Source organism: Methylobacterium sp. J-048 (assembly GCF_022829515.1).
Lineage (GTDB): Bacteria > Pseudomonadota > Alphaproteobacteria > Rhizobiales > Beijerinckiaceae > Methylobacterium.
In genome coordinates, this window is the sequence record NZ_JAKSYL010000046.1 from 25,848 (window position 1) to 43,017 (window position 17,170).

Annotated in this window: 17 protein-coding genes; 9 read left to right on the plus strand and 8 right to left on the minus strand. The window is 69.2% G+C overall.

Going from position 1 to position 17,170, the window contains the following annotated elements; genetic code table 11:
- Window positions 1-142 precede the first annotated feature (142 nt).
- Window positions 143-487: a hypothetical protein gene (locus MKL09_RS01380; RefSeq protein WP_244017304.1), complete on the plus strand. Its 345-nt coding sequence runs from the start codon at window positions 143-145 to the stop codon at window positions 485-487.
- A 59-nt stretch (window positions 488-546) separates the two neighbouring features.
- On the opposite strand, the gene fdhE is transcribed toward MKL09_RS01380, so the two are convergent.
- The 5 genes from fdhE to MKL09_RS01405 all read right to left on the minus strand — a co-directional run bounded on the left by fdhE (window position 547) and on the right by MKL09_RS01405 (window position 7,105).
- Window positions 547-1,536 carry a formate dehydrogenase accessory protein FdhE gene (fdhE, locus tag MKL09_RS01385; protein ID WP_244017248.1) on the minus strand — a complete coding sequence of 330 codons (990 nt, stop codon included), beginning with the start codon at window positions 1,534-1,536 and terminating at the stop codon, window positions 547-549.
- Between the two features lie 3 nt (window positions 1,537-1,539).
- Window positions 1,540-2,262 (minus strand): formate dehydrogenase subunit gamma, encoded by a 723-nt coding sequence (locus tag MKL09_RS01390; RefSeq protein WP_244017250.1) that lies wholly within the window; start codon window positions 2,260-2,262, stop codon window positions 1,540-1,542.
- Between the two features lie 319 nt (window positions 2,263-2,581).
- Window positions 2,582-3,520, minus strand: coding sequence for a formate dehydrogenase subunit beta (fdxH, locus tag MKL09_RS01395; RefSeq protein ID WP_244017252.1), 939 nt, complete (start codon window positions 3,518-3,520; stop codon window positions 2,582-2,584).
- 13 nt (window positions 3,521-3,533) lie between these two features.
- Window positions 3,534-6,614, minus strand: coding sequence for a formate dehydrogenase-N subunit alpha (fdnG, locus tag MKL09_RS01400; protein ID WP_244017254.1), 3,081 nt, complete (start codon window positions 6,612-6,614; stop codon window positions 3,534-3,536).
- A 152-nt stretch (window positions 6,615-6,766) separates the two neighbouring features.
- On the minus strand, window positions 6,767-7,105 hold the full coding sequence (locus MKL09_RS01405; protein WP_244017255.1) for a hypothetical protein: 339 nt from the start codon (window positions 7,103-7,105) through the stop codon (window positions 6,767-6,769).
- Between the two features lie 145 nt (window positions 7,106-7,250).
- Between MKL09_RS01405 and MKL09_RS01410 the strand changes: the two genes are divergently transcribed.
- The 7 genes from MKL09_RS01410 (at window position 7,251) to MKL09_RS01440 (ending at window position 13,134) form a co-directional block, all read left to right on the plus strand.
- The gene (locus MKL09_RS01410; RefSeq protein WP_244017257.1) at window positions 7,251-7,436 is read left to right on the plus strand and encodes a hypothetical protein; all 186 of its coding nucleotides are present in this window, start codon (window positions 7,251-7,253) and stop codon (window positions 7,434-7,436) included.
- Between the two features lie 508 nt (window positions 7,437-7,944).
- Complete coding sequence (locus tag MKL09_RS01415; protein WP_409566888.1) at window positions 7,945-8,973, plus strand: sulfate ABC transporter substrate-binding protein; 1,029 nt, start codon at window positions 7,945-7,947, stop codon at window positions 8,971-8,973.
- Between the two features lie 10 nt (window positions 8,974-8,983).
- Window positions 8,984-9,838, plus strand: coding sequence for a sulfate ABC transporter permease subunit CysT (cysT, locus tag MKL09_RS01420; protein ID WP_244017259.1), 855 nt, complete (start codon window positions 8,984-8,986; stop codon window positions 9,836-9,838).
- Window positions 9,831-10,712 (plus strand): sulfate ABC transporter permease subunit CysW, encoded by an 882-nt coding sequence (gene cysW, locus MKL09_RS01425; protein ID WP_244017261.1) that lies wholly within the window; start codon window positions 9,831-9,833, stop codon window positions 10,710-10,712. The genes cysT and cysW overlap by 8 nt, the downstream gene beginning before the upstream one ends.
- Window positions 10,713-10,719: 7 nt before the next feature.
- Entirely contained in the window at window positions 10,720-11,766 is a 1,047-nt protein-coding gene (locus MKL09_RS01430; RefSeq protein ID WP_244017263.1) for a sulfate ABC transporter ATP-binding protein, read from the plus strand.
- Window positions 11,767-11,805: 39 nt separating this feature from the next.
- Window positions 11,806-12,855, plus strand: a complete 1,050-nt coding sequence (locus tag MKL09_RS01435) for a cysteine synthase A (RefSeq protein ID WP_244017265.1) — start codon at window positions 11,806-11,808, stop codon at window positions 12,853-12,855.
- Window positions 12,856-12,978: 123 nt separating this feature from the next.
- Entirely contained in the window at window positions 12,979-13,134 is a 156-nt protein-coding gene (locus MKL09_RS01440) for a hypothetical protein (RefSeq protein ID WP_007563230.1), read from the plus strand.
- Between the two features lie 118 nt (window positions 13,135-13,252).
- Here MKL09_RS01440 and MKL09_RS01445 read toward each other — a convergent pair whose 3' ends face one another.
- A complete protein-coding gene (locus MKL09_RS01445; protein WP_409566889.1) occupies window positions 13,253-14,701 on the minus strand; it encodes a serine protease in 1,449 nt (482 codons plus the stop codon).
- Between the two features lie 248 nt (window positions 14,702-14,949).
- On the opposite strand from MKL09_RS01445, the gene MKL09_RS01450 reads away from it, so the two are divergent.
- Window positions 14,950-15,126: a hypothetical protein gene (locus tag MKL09_RS01450; protein ID WP_244017270.1), complete on the plus strand. Its 177-nt coding sequence runs from the start codon at window positions 14,950-14,952 to the stop codon at window positions 15,124-15,126.
- A 145-nt stretch (window positions 15,127-15,271) separates the two neighbouring features.
- Here MKL09_RS01450 and MKL09_RS01455 read toward each other — a convergent pair whose 3' ends face one another.
- Together MKL09_RS01455 and ccrA are read right to left on the minus strand one after the other, a co-directional pair.
- Complete coding sequence (locus MKL09_RS01455) at window positions 15,272-15,577, minus strand: alkylphosphonate utilization protein (protein ID WP_244017308.1); 306 nt, start codon at window positions 15,575-15,577, stop codon at window positions 15,272-15,274.
- 203 nt (window positions 15,578-15,780) lie between these two features.
- Window positions 15,781-17,067, minus strand: a complete 1,287-nt coding sequence (ccrA, locus tag MKL09_RS01460) for a crotonyl-CoA carboxylase/reductase (protein ID WP_244017271.1) — start codon at window positions 17,065-17,067, stop codon at window positions 15,781-15,783.
- Window positions 17,068-17,170: the final 103 nt, after the last annotated feature.

Genomic DNA, 17,170 nt, shown 5'->3' on the forward strand with positions numbered 1-17,170 from the left:
CCGCAAGGGGGAGGAGAGCGCGCTGCTCCTAAGAGAAAGCAATGTGTGATCATCGCAGCGCGCAGGCGGGCCGCCGGGGCGATTGACCCACTGCCAAGCTCGGCTCAAAACCCCGGCGGCGCAGCCCGTGCGCCCCAACAGGATGATCGCCGTGCCCGCGTCCCGTCTCCCGATGCGCCTCAGTCTCGTCGTTCTCGCCGCCGCGACGCTGGGCGCCTGCCAGCAGCGCTCCGCGCCCAAGGTCTCCGAGCCCTCGCCCATCGTTCCGGCGCCCCTGGCCCTGCCCACGGGCAGCGGCTGCGGTCCGGAGATCGCGCGCACCAAGGCCATCGTCGACAGCGACGTGGCGACCGGCAACCTCAACAAGCCGGTGGGTGACCAGTTCAACGCCGATCTCAGCCAGGCGGCCGCGGCCTGCGCCGCCGGCAAGTCCGGCGAGGCGCTCCACCTCCTGACCTCCGCCAAGGGCCGCTACGGGTATCGTTGAGAGCTAGCAGGGCTCCGCCCTGCGCCCGCACAAGGTCCCGGACCTTGTGGATCCGGGACTTAAACGATGAACAGCAGGTTCAGGCCCGCGCGCCGAAATCCGTCCTCGGCGATCTTCAGGTCGAGGCCGTAGGACGCGATGTCGTCCGCCACCGGGTCGAGCGCCGGCGCCCGGTGCTGGTGCAGGTGCTTGATGTAGCTGTGGCAGGTCGTGCAGGTCTCGACCTGGACGTCCTTGGAGACCTCGTCGAGCCCGTAATAGCTGATGCCCTCGCCGGAGCCGCAGGCGGTGCAGCGGATCCGGACGTGGTTCCACAGGGTGCCGCAGACCGAGCAGCTGAGGTACCGGGCCTTGTCGGCCGGGGTCCAGCTCACCACCACGCTCGCCACCGGCGCGCCGCCGCAGCACGGGCAGACGCCGTCGGCCACGGGCTTCAGGACCGACGCATCGAGGCGCGCGGCATCCTGGGCGAACCGGACCTGCAGGGCCGCCGCCACGAACACGCATTCGGCGATCCGCTCCACCGGCAGCGCACCCTCGACGACTTGCACGGCCAGATCGAGCCGGTCGGCCGTCGAGGCCGCCAGCAGGCTTGCCCGCGCCGCCTGGGACGCTTCCGGGGACACCGACAGGTCGAGCTTGCTCAACAGCGTGGTGAGGCAGCCGTCGAAGCCGGCATCGGCCTCGAGCCTGTGCCGCGACAGGGGCGGCATACCGTGCTCGGCGCGCAGGGTCATGTCGGACGCGGCCGGCGCTTCGGCGGGCGGGCATTCCACCTGGATCGCGGCCTGCGCCCGGGCAACCTCGGCCACGAACCGGAGATAGGCTTCCAGCGGATGCCCGGGGGCGGCCGCCGCCAGGCGCGCGGCCCGGTCGGCAAACAGCGTCTCAGGGTTCGGCAGCCGCACGAACGGGACCGAGCCCGAGATCCCGATCTTGTCGGGATCGGGCTTCAGCTCGCTGAAATCCCGCCGCCGGGGTTTTGGCTCTGCTGCGGCGGGCGGCGTCTCGGCCGGTGCCGCGGGCTTCCGCCTGAAGAAATTGGCCACGCCTCAGGATCCGCGCTTGTCGACCGAGCCCCGGCGCGCCTTGGCCCCGGCGATCTGCCGGAACCACTTGCGGTGATGCCGGTAGGCCCAACCGCCCGTCACCGTGCCCCGCACCATCGCCCGGCCGGTGCCGCGCACCCAGATGCCGGCGTAGATGTGGACCACGATGATCGCGATGGCGATGACGGCGGCGAGCGAGTGGGCGAGCAGCGCCCAGCGCTGGGTCTCGATCGTGGTCAGGCCGCCGAAATAGGTGTTCCAGATCACCAGGCCGGTGACGAACATCACCCCGATCAGCGCGGTCTGGCCCCAGAACACGCCCTTCTGGCCGGCGTTGTACTTGCCGAGCTCGGGCAGGCGGTCCTCCCGGTTGGTGACCACGTCACCGATCTTCATGGACCACGCGACATCGTCCTTGTTGGGGATGTTGAGCTTCCAGAAGCGCACGAACAGGAAGAAGAAGCTCACCGCCAGGGCGACGCCGAACCACGGATGGATCGCGCGCGTCGCCTGCCCGCCGCCGAACAGGCCGGTCAGCGAGAACAGGTAGGGCGTGAACATCGCCAGCCCCGAGAGGGTCAGCAGGGTGAACAGGATCGCGGTGATCCAGTGGTTCACGCGCTGCACCCCGGTGTAGCGCGGGACGTACATCACCTCCGGCGTTTCGCCCTTGGCGTGGTGCAGCGGGCGGGAATCACCGCCCCGGATATCGTTCTGGCTCGTCATCGGCCTTCTCGCGCCTGACGGGGCCGGCTCCGCGGCGCGGATCGACCCTGAAACTTGATGTAGGGCGGCATGGCCTCGACGGCGCCACCCTGTCGATTCCGGATCCGCGCCGCCGTCCCTTCCCCCTCTGCGGGGGAAGGTGGCCTCTGCGTCAGCAGAGGTCGGGCCGGGACGAAGTCCTGCAAGAGGGGAACCCGGGTTCAGGACACGGCGCGATGGGCATGACGGGGAGCCCCCCCATCCTGCACCGTCGCTCCCCTCTCCCGACCCGCTCCGCGGGCCACCCTCGCCCGCAGAGGGGGGAGGGTGACCGTCGCGTCTAGTGCGGCCGTGCCTCGCCGCCGCCGGTCTCGCCGCGGCGCTTGGCTTGGTCGTACTCGACCGCCTCTTCCTCTTCCTCGGGCACGACCTCGTTCGGGCCGGCCGTCACGTAGTGGAAGAAGCCCGCGACCGCAGCAAAGCCCATCGCGGCGAGCCCGAACACCTTGGCGCCGCCCTTCCAGAAGGCCACCAGCGGCGAGATCTTCGGGTCGTTCGGCAGGCCGGCATAGAGGCTCGGCTGGTCGGCGTGGTGCAGGACGTACATGACGTGCGTGCCGCCGACGCCGGCCGGGTCGTAGAGGCCGGCATGCTGGAAGCCGCGCGACTTCAGGTCCTCGACGCGGGTCTCGGCCTGCTCGATCATCGCCTGCTTGGTGCCGAACATGATCGAGCCGGTCGGGCACGCCTTGGCGCAGGCCGGAGCCTGACCCACTGCGACCCGGTCCGAGCACAGGGTGCACTTGTACGCCTTGTGATCGGTCTGGCTGATGCGCGGGATGTTGAACGGGCAGCCCTTCACGCAGTAGCCGCAGCCGATGCAGTTCTCCTCGATGAAGTCGACGATGCCGTTGGAGTACTGCACGATCGCGCCCGGAGACGGGCACGCCTTGAGGCAGCCCGGCTCGGTGCAGTGCATGCAGCCGTCCTTGCGGATCAGCCATTCGAGGTTCTGGGTCTCCGGGTTCTCGTACTCGGTGAACCGCATCAGGGTCCACGACTTCGGGGTGAGGTCGTGGGGGTTGTCGTAGACACCGCGATTGATCCCGATGTCGTCGCGCAGGTCGTTCCACTCTTCGCAGGCCGACTGGCAGGCCTTGCAGCCGATGCACTTCGACACGTCGATGAGCTTGGCGACCTCCACCTGGCGGCGGATCTCCGGCGGCGTCTCCGTGGAGGCGGAGCGCTGGCGGATATCGAGGGAGCTGTAATCGGCCATGATCTCGAGCTCCTCAGGCGACCGCGTCGGACGGCGGCGTGGTCGGCTCGATATTCACGAGCCAGGCCTTGAACTCCGGCGTCTCGGTGTTCGCGTCACCCACCACGGGCGTCAGCGAGTTCGGGTGCCATCCTTTCTTCGTCAGGCCCATGAAGCCCCAGTGCTGCGGGATGCCGACGACGTGGACGGGCTTGCCGTCGCAGATCAGCGGCTTGATCCGCTTGGTCACCACCGCCTTGGCCTTCAGCGAGCCGCGCTTCGACCAGACGCGGACCCAGCCGCCCTTGGCGATGCCCTTCTCCTTCGCGAGCTCTTCCGAGATCTCCACGAAGGCCTCCGGCTGGAGGATCGCGTTGATCCGGGCGTGCTTGGTCCAGCCGTGGAAGTGCTCGGTGAGGCGGTAGCTGGTGGCCGCGTAGGGGAACTCCGTCGCGTCGCCGAGATCGGCCAGGTCGTCCTTGAAGATCCGGGCCGCCGGGGCGCCCTTGATCTTCGGGAACGGGATGTTGGCCATCGGCGACTCGAACGGCTCGTAATGCGTCGGGAACGGCCCGTCGCGCATGAGCCCCCGGGTCCACAGGCGGGCGACGCCCTCCTGGTTCAGGATGAACGGCCCGACGCCCTTATCGGGGGCGACGGTGACGCCGTAATCCGGCACGTCGAAGCCGATCCACTGCTTGCCGTTCCACTCGATGAGCTTCTTCTTCTCCGACCAGGGCTTGCCCTCCGGGTCGCAGGAGGCCCGGTTGTAGAGCACGCGCCGGTTGGCCGGCCACGCGAAGGCCCAGTTCGGGGCGATGCCGCGGTCGCCGGGATCATTGTTGTCCCGGCGGGCCATAGTGTTGCCCTTCTCGGTGTAGCAGCCCGAGTAGATCCAGCACCCGCAGGCGGTGGTGCCGTCGTCCTTGAGCTGGGCGAAGCCGTCGAGCTGCTTGCCCGCCGGGATGATCGTCCCGTTGAGGTCCGGCGTCGGCGCCACCGTGTAGCCGTTCAGCTCGCGGGCGAGCTCGGTGGGCGTCGGCGACTCGGCGATGGCGTAGTCCCACTTCAGGTTGAGGATCGCGTCCGGGAACGCGCCGCCATCCTTCTTGTAGGCCGCCTTCACGCGGAGGAAGATCTCCGACATGATCTCGATGTCCGAGCGGCACTCGCCCGGAGCCTCCTGCGCCTGCCAGTGCCACTGCAGCCAGCGGCTGGAGTTCGACAGCGAGCCTTCCTCCTCCACGAACAGGGTGGTCGGCAGCTCGAACACCTCGGTCTGGATCTTGGTCGGATCGACGTCGTTGTACTCGCCGTGGTTCTCCCAGAACCGGGCGGTCTCCGTCTTGAGCGGATCCATCACCACGATGAACTTCATCTTGGAGAAGGCGTCCGTCATCTTGGCGCGGTTCGGGAACGACAGCAGGGGGTTGAAGCCCTGGATGATGTAGCCCGTCATCTTGCCCTGCTTGGCGAGCTCGAACCCACGGATCACGTCGTAGGTCGGCACGTCGAGCTTGGGCAGGTAATCGTAGGCCCAGTCGTTCTCCTTCGTCGCTTTGTCGCCCCACATCATCTTCTGGAACGAGACGAAGAACTTGTTGTAGTTCTGCCAGTAGCTGGTCTGGCCCGGACGCAGCGGCTTGAACTGCCGCTTGGCGATGTAGCTCGCGTAGTCCGGCTCCTTCTCCACGGGCAGGTTGAGATAGCCCGGGATCAGGTTCGACATCAGCCCGAGATCGGTCAGCCCCTGGATGTTGGAGTGACCGCGCAGGGCCTGCATGCCGCCGCCGAGCATGCCGATGTTGCCCAAGAGCGTCTGGACGATGCACATCGCCCGGATGTTCTGCGAGCCCTTGGAGTGGTGCGTCCAGCCGAGCGCGTAGAGCGAGGCCATCGTCCGCTCAGGGGAGGACGTGGTCGCGATCATCTCGCAGACCTTCAGGAAGGTCTCCTTGGGCGAGCCGCAGATCCGCTCCACCATCTCCGGCGTGTAGATGGCGATGTGCTTCTTCAGGAGCTGCATGACGCAGCGCGGATGCTGCATCGTCTCGTCGACGACGGCGTAGCCGTCGGGACCGATCTCGTAGTCCCAGGTGGTCTTGTCGTAGTCGCGCTTCTCGGCGTCGTAGCCGGCGAACAGGCCCTCGCTGAAATCGTAGCCCTCGCGGACCACGTAGCCCGCGTTGGAATAGGCCGCGACGTAGCGGTGCTGCAGCTTGTCGTTGTCGATCAGGTACTTCGCGACGCCCGACAGGAACGCGATGTCCGACCCCTGCCGGATCGGGCAGTACAGGTCGGCCACCGACGCCGTGCGGGTGAAGCGCGGGTCGACGACGATGAGCTTGGCGTTGTTATGGGCCTTCGCCTCGACGACCCACTTGAATCCGCACGGATGCGCTTCGGCGGCATTGCCGCCCATCACGGTAATCACGTCCGCGTGCTTGATGTCCATCCAGAGGTTGGTCATCGCACCGCGTCCGAAGGAGGGCGCCAAACTGGCGACCGACGGACCGTGTCAAACCCTGGCCTGGTTATCGAAGACCAGGGCCCCCATGCTTCGGACTGTCTTGTAGGTCAGCCAGGCCGTCTCGTTGGTGGTTGCGGAGGCGCCGAGGAAGCCCGTCGTGGTCCAGCGGTTGACCGTGAGCTCTTCGTTCTTGGCCAGGAAGTTCTTGTCCCGATCCTCCTTGAGGAGGGCCGCGATCCGGTCCAGCGCGAAGTCCCAGGAGACGCGCTTGAACTCGGAGGTGCCGGGGGCGCGGTACAGCGGGTACTTGGTGCGGGTCTCGGCATGCACGAAGTCGAGCAGCGCCGAGCCCTTCGGGCAGAGCGTGCCGCGGTTGACCGGGTGATCGGGATCACCCTCGACATGCATCACCGAGGAGCGCGCGTTCTTCGAGCGGTCGCCCAGGCTGTACAGGATGACGCCGCACGCCACCGAGCAATACGGGCACGTGTTGCGGGTCTCGCGCATCTGCGCGAGCTTGAACGGCCGCACCGCGGCGGCCATGGCCGGCTGGAGGCCGCCGAAGCCGAGTGCGCCGAGGGAGCCGCCCGCGAGACCGGCGCCGGCCCCTTTGAGCAGGCCACGCCTAGAGACCTGGACCGTCATCTCCGCTCCTTAAAGCGATCTGGTATAATTCCAGGGTGTCCCAAAAAAGCGTGCACGAGGCAAGTGCGGTTGCGTGACACAGCGACCGGCTCTGTCTTGAGACGGCCCGCACGTTCGAATGCCGGCTATCATCCTGCAAAAGCAAGTGTTTTTTATTTCGATGGTGCGGCCGGATTGCTGCCGGAGGGGCCGCCCGTGCGGTGGTCCAGCGGCGCCTGCGGCTCTGTTGCCGAGGAGCCGCCCGGATCCGCCTTGGGAACGGGTCGGTTGGCATTCTCGCCGATCGACTTGCCGCCCGGGTCCGGCGCGTCCTTGGCCGCCGACTGTTCCCGGGGGACCGGCGCCTGGCTCCAGCCGTCCTGGGCGCTGCGGTCCTTGTCGCCCATCGCGTCCATGCCTTTGATCTCGCCGGGCTTGGTCTGCGCCAGGCAGGGACTTGCCGCCGTCAGCGCCAGGAGCGCCATCAGGGTCAGGGACATCGAGCGGGACACGGGGCGGATCCGATCTGCGTGAGGGGTCATGCCCGGCAACGTGCCCCCGGGTCGGCCAGTTCCGGCCCTGAGGCGGACCGGCGTGACGGCTTCTTAACCAAGCCTTGCCACTCTCAGGGCGGGGACGTGCGAGGGAGTCGGGATCATGACGAAGACGCATCCGGATCGTCCGTCCGAAGGGGCAGCCGCCGCGCCCGCGGTCTCGCTCAGCCCGAGCGTGCGCCGGCATCTCGGCCAGACCCTGCGCTCGGCCTTCGCCGACACGCTCGCCGCCCCGATCAACCCGCGCCTCGAAGCCCTGGTCGAGCAGCTCGCCAAGCCGAAGCCTTGAGCAGGGAGCCCTTTCAAGGCGTTTGACCCGAACTGTCTCGCTTGCCGCATATGTCGGGTCTTTGCAGCCGCAGCGCGATCAACCTCCCTGTCATTCCAGGGCCGCGAGACGGCACCCCGGAACGACGAGATCGGTACTGAAACGACAGAGCCGATCTCAAACGCCTAGAAAGTGCGGATCGCGATCGGAATTCCGGATCGCGACCGATGACCGGATCGCACGAGTCGGCATGTGCGCCATCGCACACAAGTTCGTTCTTTCTACGAAACCCGTCCACGCGCTGATATTCTTCTCCATGCGATGCGCACGGGAGAAAATCCATGCCTTCTTCCGGCATACGCCTCTGAGAGCGCTTGTGTTCCTGCGGGATCCGTCGATCCTGCACCCGGCGAAGGCCGACGCGAACACGCCCCTAAGACTTGACTTCGTTCGATAAAACGAACGATCCAGGCTCTTCCGGGTGCGCTCTTCTGCGGCGCAGCCGTCGGCGGCTGGGAGAGCGGGCGTGATGAAGAACGGTGCGGTCAGGAACCGGGCTCTCGGGCTGACGATGCTGGTCGGTGCCGGCCTGGTGTCCTGCCTCCTGCCGGCCCAGGCCGAGACCGCGCTGCTGAACGTCTCCTACGACCCGACCCGGGAACTCTACCGCGACATCAACGCGGTGTTCGCCGAGGAATGGAAGGCCAAGACCGGCGAGGCGATCACGGTGCGCGCCTCGCATGGCGGCTCGGGCGCGCAGGCCCGCACGGTGATCGACGGCGTCGACGCCGACGTGGTCACGCTGGGCATCCCGTCGGACATCGACGCCATCGCCAAGCTCACCCACAAGATCCCCGACGACTGGCGGACCAAGCTCCCCAACGAGGCCACGCCCTACACCTCGACGGTGGTGTTCCTGGTCCGCAAGGGCAACCCGAAGGGCGTGAAGGACTGGGCCGACCTGACCAAGCCGGACGTGAAGGTGATCACTCCGAATCCCAAGACCTCGGCCGGCGGTCGCTGGAACTTCCTGGCCGCCTGGGGCTACGCCTACGGCCAGGACAAGGACGCCGCCAAGGCCGACGCCTTCGTGGGCCAGATCTACAAGAACGTGCCGGTGCTCGACACCGGGGCCCGGGGCTCCACGGTGACCTTCGCGCAGCGCGGGCTCGGCGACGTGCTCCCGACCTGGGAGAACGAGGCCTACCTGGTGCTGCAGGAATTCGGCGCGGAAAAATTCGACATCGTGTCGCCGCCGACCTCGATCTACGCCGAGCCGCCGGTGGCCCTCGTGGCGGCCAATGCCGAGCGCAAGGGCACCGCCAAGGCCGCCCAGGCCTATCTCGACTTCCTCTACAGCGACCGCGCGCAGGCGATCTTCGCCAAGCACCATTACCGCCCGATCCGCCGCGAGGCGGCGGCCCCGGCCGACCTCGCCCAGCTCCCCGAGATCAAGCTGTTCAAGATCGAGGATTATCAGGGCTCCTGGGACGAGATCCAGAAGCGGAACTTCGACGCCGGCGGCCTGTTCGACCGGTTGAGCCGGGCCGGCCGCTGAGGCGGGAACCATGGTCGAGACGCCGCGCCGCAAACGCACCTTCCGCCGCCCGAGCGTGATCCCGGGCTTCGGGCTCAGCTTCGGCTACACGCTGACCTGCCTCGGGCTCATCGTGCTGCTGCCGCTCGCCGGGCTCGTCGCCAAGGCGTCCGGCCTCGGCCTCTCGGGGATCTGGGACGTCGCCACGGACCCGCGGGTCTCCAGCGCCCTGCGGCTGAGCTTCGGCGTCTCCGCGGTCGCGGCGCTCGTGGCCTCGGTCTTCGGCTTCCTGGTCGCCTGGGTGCTGACCCGCTACCGTTTCCCGGGGCGCAAGCTCGTCGACGCCGCCGTCGACCTGCCCTTCGCGCTGCCGACCGCGGTGGCCGGCATCGCGCTGGCCTCGCTCTACGCGCCGGACGGCCTGCTCGGCGCGCCGCTCGCCCGGCTCGGCATCCAGGCGGCCTACACGCCGGTCGGCATCTTCATCGCCATGGTGTTCATCGGGCTGCCCTTCGCGGTGCGGACCGTGCAGCCGCTGATCGCCGAGATCGACAAGGAGATCGAGGAGGCGTCCGCCACCCTCGGGGCCAACCGGTTCGCGACCCTGACCAAGGTGGTGCTGCCGCCCCTGATCCCGGCGGTGCTGACCGGCTTCGCCATGGCGTTCGCCCGGGGGGTCGGCGAGTACGGCTCGATCATCTTCATCGCCGGCAACCTGCCCTACGTGTCGGAGATCGCGCCGCTCTTGATCGTGATCAAGCTGTCCGAGTTCGACTACGGCGGGGCGGCGGCGATCGCCACGATCATGCTGGGCATCTCGTTCCTGACCCTGCTCGCCATCAACCTGATCCAGACCTGGAGTCGGAGGCGCTTCGGCTATGTCTGAGATCTTCTCGCCGACCGTGGCACCCCCTGTGCGGGCGGAGCCGGTCGCCTCGGAGGGGGCGGCCACCCGCACCGTGCTGATCGGGATCGCGATCGCCTTCCTGGCGCTGTTCCTGGTGCTGCCGCTGATCGCGGTGTTCACCCAGGCCTTCTCGAAGGGGGTCGAGGCCTTCCTGGCGGCGTTCCGGGAGCCGGATGCCTGGAGCGCGATCCGCCTGACGCTCACGGTGGCGGCGATCGCGGTGCCGTTCAACGTGGTGTTCGGCCTGGCGGCCTCCTGGGCGATCGCCAAGTTCGAGTTCCCCGGCAAGTCGCTGCTCATCACCCTGATCGACCTGCCGTTCTCGGTCTCGCCGGTGGTCTCGGGGCTGATCTACGTGCTGCTGTTCGGCTCGCAGGGCCTGTTCGGCACCTGGCTCGTGGATCACGGGATCCAGGTTCTGTTCGCCCTGCCGGGGATCGTGCTGGCGACCGTGTTCGTGACCTTCCCGTTCGTGGCCCGCGAGTTGATCCCGCTCATGCAGGAGCAGGGCTCCTCGGAGGAGGAGGCGGCCCTGACCCTCGGGGCCTCGGGCCTGCACGCGTTCCGCACGGTGACGCTACCCAACATCCGCTGGGGCCTGCTCTACAGCGTGCTCCTCTGCAATGCCCGGGCGATGGGCGAGTTCGGGGCGGTGTCGGTGGTGTCCGGCCACATCCGCGGCCTGACCAACACCATCCCGCTCCACGTGGAGATCCTCTACAATGAGTACAACTTCGTCGCCGCCTTCGCCGTCGCTACGCTCCTCGCTGTCCTCGCCCTCATCACCCTCGTCCTCAAATCCTTCCTCGAGTGGCGCTTCGCGGGCGAGCTCGCGCACGGCCGATCTCACTGACAGCCCCTTGGACCGCCCCTCCACGGCGATCCGCGTCGAGGGCATCTCCAAGACCTTCGACACGGCCGCGGTGCTGCACGACCTGTCGATCGACGTGCGGGCGGGGGAGCTGCTCGGTCTGCTCGGTCCCTCGGGCTCGGGCAAGACGACGCTGCTGCGGATCATCGCCGGGCTCGACGCGCCGGACCGGGGCCGGATCCTGTTCGGCGACGACGACGCCACCGGCCTCGCCGTGCAGGAGCGGGCGGTGGGCTTCGTGTTCCAGCACTACGCCCTGTTCAAGCACATGAGCGTGGCCGACAACATCGCCTACGGCCTGAACGCCCGGCGCCGGGCCGACCGCCCGGCCAAGGCTGAGATCAAGCGCCGGGTCGGCGACCTGCTCGACCTGATCCGGCTCTCGGGCTTCGGCGACCGCTACCCGTCGCAGCTCTCCGGCGGCCAGCGCCAGCGGGTGGCGCTCGCCCGGGCGCTCGCGGTCGAGCCGCGGGTGCTGCTGCTGGACGAGCCCTTCGGCGCCCTCGACGCCCAGGTGCGCAAGGACCTGCGCCGCTGGCTGCGCGAGATCCACGACCGCACCGGCCAGACCACGATCTTCGTGACCCACGACCAGGACGAGGCCCTGGAGCTGTCGGACCGCGTCGCGGTGCTCGATCGCGGCCGCCTGGAGCAGGTCGGCACCCCGGACGAGGTCCAGGAGCACCCGGCCTCCGCGACCGTGATGAAGTTCCTGGGCGATCACGTCGAGGTGGAAGCGCTGGCCGAGGGCGGCCGGGTGCTGGTGCGCGGCCGGGAGACGCCGGTGGCGGCGCCGGCCGGGACCATCGGCCCGGTCAAGCTCTACGTCCGGCCCTGGCAATTGCAGCTCGCCGAGCCCGAGGCGGCGCATCTCTCCGGCACCGTGCGCAGCTCCTACCGCACCCAGGGCCGCCAGCGGATCGAGGTGGTGGATATCGAGGGCCGGGTGCTGGCGGTGGAGGATTTCGACGGAATCCGTCACCCGGCCGGCCACCCGGTGGGGCTGCGGATCAACGGCGGGCATGTGTTCGGGTGAACCTCGTCAGAAGCCGCACATCCGCCTAGGCTCCCACTCATGACGATACCGAATCGCGCCGCCCATCCCGATGTCCTCTCCGCGGTCGGCGGCACGCCGCTGATCCGCCTGCGCCGCGCCTCCGAGGCGACCGGCTGCGAGATCTTGGGCAAGGCCGAGTTCCTCAATCCCGGCCTGTCGGTGAAGGACCGGGCAGCGCTCTCCATCGTGCAGGATGCCGAGGCGAAGGGCCTGATCCGGCCGGGCGGGACCATCGTGGAGGGCACGGCCGGCAATACCGGCATCGGCCTCGCCCTGGTGGCCTCCGTGCGCGGCTACCGGACGCTGATCGTCATCCCGGTCACCCAGTCCGAGGAGAAGAAGCAGACCCTGCGGCTCGCCGGCGCGCGTTTGGTCGAGGTTCCGGCGGTGCCGTTCGCCAACCCGAACAACTACGTCCACGTCGCCCGGCGGCTGGCCGAAAAGCTCGCCGCCACGGAAGCCGACGGGGCGTTCTTCGCCGACCAGTTCGACAACGTCGCCAACCGGCAGGCCCATGTGGACGGGACCGGGCCGGAGATCTGGGAGCAGACCGGCGGCCGGGTCGACGGCTTCGTCTGCGCGGCCGGAACCGGCGGCACGCTGGCCGGCACCGCGGCGGCGTTGCGGGCGAAAAACCCGGGCGTGCGCATCGCGCTGGCGGACCCGGAGGGCTCGGCCCTGTACGCACACTACACCACCGGCACCCTGAAGGCGGAGGGCTCGTCGATCACCGAGGGGATCGGCCAGGGCCGTATCACCAAGAATCTAGACGGCTTCACCCCGGATCACGCCTTCCGCATCCCCGACCGCGAGGCCCTGGACATCGTCTTCGGCCTGATGCGGGAGGAGGGCCTGTCGCTGGGCGGCTCGTCCGGCATCAACGTCGCCGGGGCGATCCGGCTGGCCCGGGAGCTCGGCCCCGGCCACACGGTGGTGACGATCCTGTGCGACGGGGCGGCGCGCTACGCCTCGAAACTGTTCAACCCGGCCTTCCTGACCGAGCGCAACCTGCCGGTCCCGGGCTGGCTCGAAGCGCCGCAGGATGTGTTGCCGGATTGGCACGCGTAAGAACTACGGCCTCATCCGGCGATTATCCTCACAAAAGCGTGGGATCGCGTTGAACGGAACGGATTGTCGCAGCGTTTGAACGGTCACGCTCGCATCAGCGCGGCTGTCCGGAGAGTCCGATCCATGTCCCTTGTCACCATCCTGCTCATCATCCTGATCATCCTGGCCTTCGGCGGCGGCGGCTTCCTCGGCGGCGGCGCCTATCGCGGCCCCGGCTTCGGCCTCGGCGGCATCCTGCTCATCGTGCTGATCGTGCTGCTGGTCACCGGCCGCCTGTAAGGCCGTTCCGGACGCCGTCCCCCGCCGGGCCGCCTGCGGTTCGGCGGGATCGTCCGACGCGGCATGTCCGCTTCACGGATCGGGGCCGCGCTCCCCGGTCCGTGATGACGCGCCGGCCCTATCGGCAGGCGATTCCGACGATGGCCGACGCGGCCGTGCCGGGCCCGGCCTCCGGGCGCGGCTTCGCCTCGCCGATGCCCTGGCCGGCCAGGAAGGCCGCGACCGCCTGCGCCGGCACCAGAGTCAGGCGCGCGGGCGGCACGATGCCGGCGACCCGCCGCGCCGCCGCCGGATAGCGCGCCACGAGTCCAATCAGGCGCCCCGACCGGTCGAGCACCGGCGCCCCGGCGGAGCCCGGCTGAAGCGGCGCGATGACGCCGCCCGTCACGGCCGTGGCCGGTGCGGCAAGAACTCCATCCGAGCCCGGAGCCAGGGCGATCAAGACTTCTTCGGATGCGGGCGGATCGGCGCGCACCGCCACCCGCACCGGGGCCGGGATGCCGGCCGCCTCGAGCAGCGCGAGCCCGGCCGGATCGGTCGCGAGAACCCGGGCCGTGGCCTGGCCGATCCGCGGCGCGGGGCAGCCCTCCAGCACCGCCGCCGCGGTGAGGACGCGCCCCGGCGCGATCACCAGACCGGTTCCCGCACCCGCAGGGGCGGTTGTCGTCGGGGGCGGCACGGCGGCAGCGCCGGCCGGCGGGCTCGCGGCGACCTTCGGGGGTGCGGCATCGGCGGCTGTCGGGAACGGCTCGAAGGCGTTGGCCACGGCGATCACCAGGCGGCCGACCTCCGCCGCCAGGGCCCGGTCGTAGCCGATCAGGAAGCCGCGCACGCCCTGCGGCCCGGCATCGTACCGGACGTAGGACAGGCCGCTCGCGGTCTCCGCGGTGACCACCAGGGAGTCCGGCTTTCGCAGCTTGTAGGTGACCTTGCGGTTGGGCAGCGGCGCGGTGAGCTGGTCGAACAGGCCATCCAGGGTCTCGCCCCCCGGCGGGATGGCGCGCGACTCCAGGGTCACGCGCCCGTCCGCGCTCTGCCAGCGGGTGCCGGCTTGCAGGGTCGTGCGCTTCGACAGCAGCCGCTCGGGCACGCCGATCACGGCGCCGCTGGCGGGATCGGCGGCGATCCGAAAGCGCGCCGCCGCCTTGGCCGCCTCGCCCGCCGCCAGCAGCGCCGCCCGGCCGCGCAGCTCCAGCGGATCGGCCCCGCCGGCCCGGGCGTGATAGGCCGTCAGGGCGTCGAAGGTCCGGCGCCCGAACGCCCCCGAGACCACCGCGTTGAAATCGCCGGTCCAGACCAGCGCGTCCTGGACCGCCTTGCGCTCTACCTCGGGCAGCGCCTCGAAGGCGACCCTGGTCGCCTCAAGGGCGGGATCGGGCGTGGCGGGCCGGGCAGGGGGCGCGGCCTTCGGAGCGGGCTGGGCCGGCCGGGTCGGCAGTGGCCGGTCCTGAGCGAAGCCCGGCCCCGTCAGGCCCGCAAGCAGGAGGGCCGCCAGGAGAGGCAGCGTCAACCGCCGCCGCGGCAGCGCCTCCGGATCCGATCCGTATCCTGCCCCGCGCGAATCCATCGCTGCCCCCGACGCTCGACCCGGCGACCTTGGCAGAGCCCCCGGGCACGCGCCAGATCGCAGGCTCTCGGCCGGTCTCGCGTGCGGAAATCTGTCGGAACAGCGGCCGCGGTCCGGTGCACGCGGCCCCGCGATGCGCTAGAGGGCGGAGGTCCGGCCTCGCGGGCCGGCCCGGATTCCGAATCGGGACACGACTCGGACTTCCTGCCGGCCGCGCGCCGCCGCCATGGTCCGACGCGGAGCCCGGCATGAGCGAGACGAACAACACCTTCAAGAAAGCGCCCAAGCGCAAGCCCGCCAAGGGCAAGAGCGTCAGCGTCTCTCCCGAGATGCGGCAGGCCTATGCCGACCTGATCCAGGAACGCGCCGAGAAGCAGGAAACCTATGGGCGGCACCTGCCGCAGGAAGAGACCAAGCGCCGGTAAGAGACCGGGTTTCCAAAGGGCTCAGCCCTTTGGCGGGGTATCGGGGCGGAGCCCCGATGGCATCGCGCTTCGCGCGACCCAGGGCTCTGCCCCGGACCCGCAAAAGGTCACCGACCTCTTGAAACCCTGATGATTTCGAGCCGCCCTAGCGCTTGCGCACGAACTCGGTGCGCAGGACAAGCCCCTTGATGGTGTCGTGGCGGCAATCGATCTCTTCGGGATCGTCCGTGAGCCGGATCGACCGGATGACCGTGCCCTGTTTCAGGGTCTGGTTCGCGCCCTTGACCTTCAGGTCCTTGATCAGGGTGACCGAGTCGCCGTCGGCCAGCACGTTGCCGGCCGAATCGCGCACGTCCGCCGGCCCGGGTGCCGCCGCGGCGGCCGCCTGACCGGGCGGGAGCCACTCGCCCGTCGCCTCGTCGTACACGTAAGCTTCTTCGTCGCCGGCCAAGTCCAGAACCCCCAGTGCCGGGGCCGGGCTCTGCCCGACACCCCGCTCGCTCAGCACCGCTCACGCCGAATCGGTCATCGACCCGGCTCGGGTGCTGGAACGAGCGCGGCCGTTCTCGCTCCCGGCCGGGCCGGGGGCAAGAGGGCGCAGGGATCAGGGAACGTGATCCGGCCTCCGCGCAGGGGCGGAGGCCGGGGGCTGCGTCAGCGCTTGAGCGGGCCGGCCTCGATCACGTCCTCGACCGTGCGCAGGCCCGCGCGCGGGGAGTTGACCAGGCAGGCCATGTTGCCCGGCGGGTGCTGGTTCTTCCACATCTTGGTGTGGGCCTGGGGGATCTTGTCCCAGGGAAACACCTCGCTCATGCACGGATCGACCCGGCGGTCGATCACGAACTGGTTGGCCGACGAGGCCTGCTTGAGATGGGCGAAGTGCGAGCCCTGGATCCGCTTCTGGCGCATCCAGACGTAGCGGGCGTCGAAGGTGATGTTGAAGCCGGTGGTGCCGGCGCAGAACACCACCATGCCGCCGCGCTTAACCACCAGCGCCGAGACCGGGAAGGTCGCCTCGCCGGGGTGCTCGAAGACGATGTCGACATCCTTCTTGCCGGTGATGTCCCAGATCGCCTTGCCGAATTTTCGCGCTTCTTTCGTCCAGGCGTTGAACTCAGGCGAGTTCACCTTCGGAAGCTGGCCCCAGCAGTTGAAGTCTTTGCGGTTGATCACGCCCTTGGCGCCGAGGCTCATGACGTAGTCGCGCTTCGACTCGTCCGAGATCACCGCGATGGCGTTGGCGCCCGAGGCCGCGCAGAGCTGGACGCCGAACACGCCGAGGCCGCCCGACGCGCCCCAGATCAGCACGTTCTGGCCCGGCCGGACCGTGTGCGGCGCGTGGCCGAACAGCATGCGGTAGGCGGTGGCCAGGGTCAGCGTGTAGCAGGCCGCCTCCTCCCAGGTGAGGTGCTTCGGCCGGTCCATGAGCTGGCGCGACTGCACCCGGCAGAACTGCGCGAAGGAGCCGTCCGGCGTCTCGTAGCCCCAGATCCGCTGCGAGGGCGAGAACATCGGGTCGCCGCCGTTGCACTCCTCGTCGTCGCCGTCGTCCTGGTTGCAGTGGACGATGACCTCGTCGCCGACCTTCCAGCGCTTCACCTTGGCGCCGACCGCCCAGACGATGCCGGACGCATCCGAGCCGGCGATGTGGTACTCGGCCTTGTGCACGTCGAAGGGCGAGATCGGCTCGCCGAGGCCAGCCCAGACGCCGTTGTAGTTGACGCCCGCGGCCATGACGTAGACCAGCACCTCGTCGTCACCGATCGACCAGACCGGCAGCACTTCGAGCTGGTGGGAGTCCTCCGGCGGCCCGTGACGCTCGCGCCGGATCGCCCAGGCGTACATCTTGGCCGGCACATGACCCAGCGGCGGGATCTCGCCCATCTCGTAGAGATCTTTGAACTCGCCGTCCGCCGGACGGACCGCACCGCTCGCAGCCATCTCGCTCTCCTCTTATCCCGCGCTGTTCTCACGGCCGCGGTTCTCTCTCGCGCTATAGCGGCGATGTCGGAGGCGTCCAAGTGGGCCGAAAGTCGAAATCGGA

What these genes read in the sequence shown, in the direction of transcription:
- MKL09_RS01380 (WP_244017304.1), top strand. Translation starts at nt 143, where the DNA reads ATGATCGCCGTGCCCGCGTCCCGTCTCCCGATGCGCCTCAGTCTCGTC.
- MKL09_RS01390 (WP_244017250.1), bottom strand. Translation starts at nt 2,262, where the DNA reads ATGACGAGCCAGAACGATATCCGGGGCGGTGATTCCCGCCCGCTGCAC.
- fdxH (WP_244017252.1), bottom strand. Translation starts at nt 3,520, where the DNA reads ATGGCCGATTACAGCTCCCTCGATATCCGCCAGCGCTCCGCCTCCACG.
- MKL09_RS01410 (WP_244017257.1), top strand. Translation starts at nt 7,251, where the DNA reads ATGACGAAGACGCATCCGGATCGTCCGTCCGAAGGGGCAGCCGCCGCG.
- MKL09_RS01415 (WP_409566888.1), top strand. Translation starts at nt 7,945, where the DNA reads ATGAAGAACGGTGCGGTCAGGAACCGGGCTCTCGGGCTGACGATGCTG.
- cysT (WP_244017259.1), top strand. Translation starts at nt 8,984, where the DNA reads ATGGTCGAGACGCCGCGCCGCAAACGCACCTTCCGCCGCCCGAGCGTG.
- cysW (WP_244017261.1), top strand. Translation starts at nt 9,831, where the DNA reads ATGTCTGAGATCTTCTCGCCGACCGTGGCACCCCCTGTGCGGGCGGAG.
- MKL09_RS01435 (WP_244017265.1), top strand. Translation starts at nt 11,806, where the DNA reads ATGACGATACCGAATCGCGCCGCCCATCCCGATGTCCTCTCCGCGGTC.
- MKL09_RS01440 (WP_007563230.1), top strand. Translation starts at nt 12,979, where the DNA reads ATGTCCCTTGTCACCATCCTGCTCATCATCCTGATCATCCTGGCCTTC.
- MKL09_RS01445 (WP_409566889.1), bottom strand. Translation starts at nt 14,701, where the DNA reads ATGGATTCGCGCGGGGCAGGATACGGATCGGATCCGGAGGCGCTGCCG.
- MKL09_RS01450 (WP_244017270.1), top strand. Translation starts at nt 14,950, where the DNA reads ATGAGCGAGACGAACAACACCTTCAAGAAAGCGCCCAAGCGCAAGCCC.
- ccrA (WP_244017271.1), bottom strand. Translation starts at nt 17,067, where the DNA reads ATGGCTGCGAGCGGTGCGGTCCGTCCGGCGGACGGCGAGTTCAAAGAT.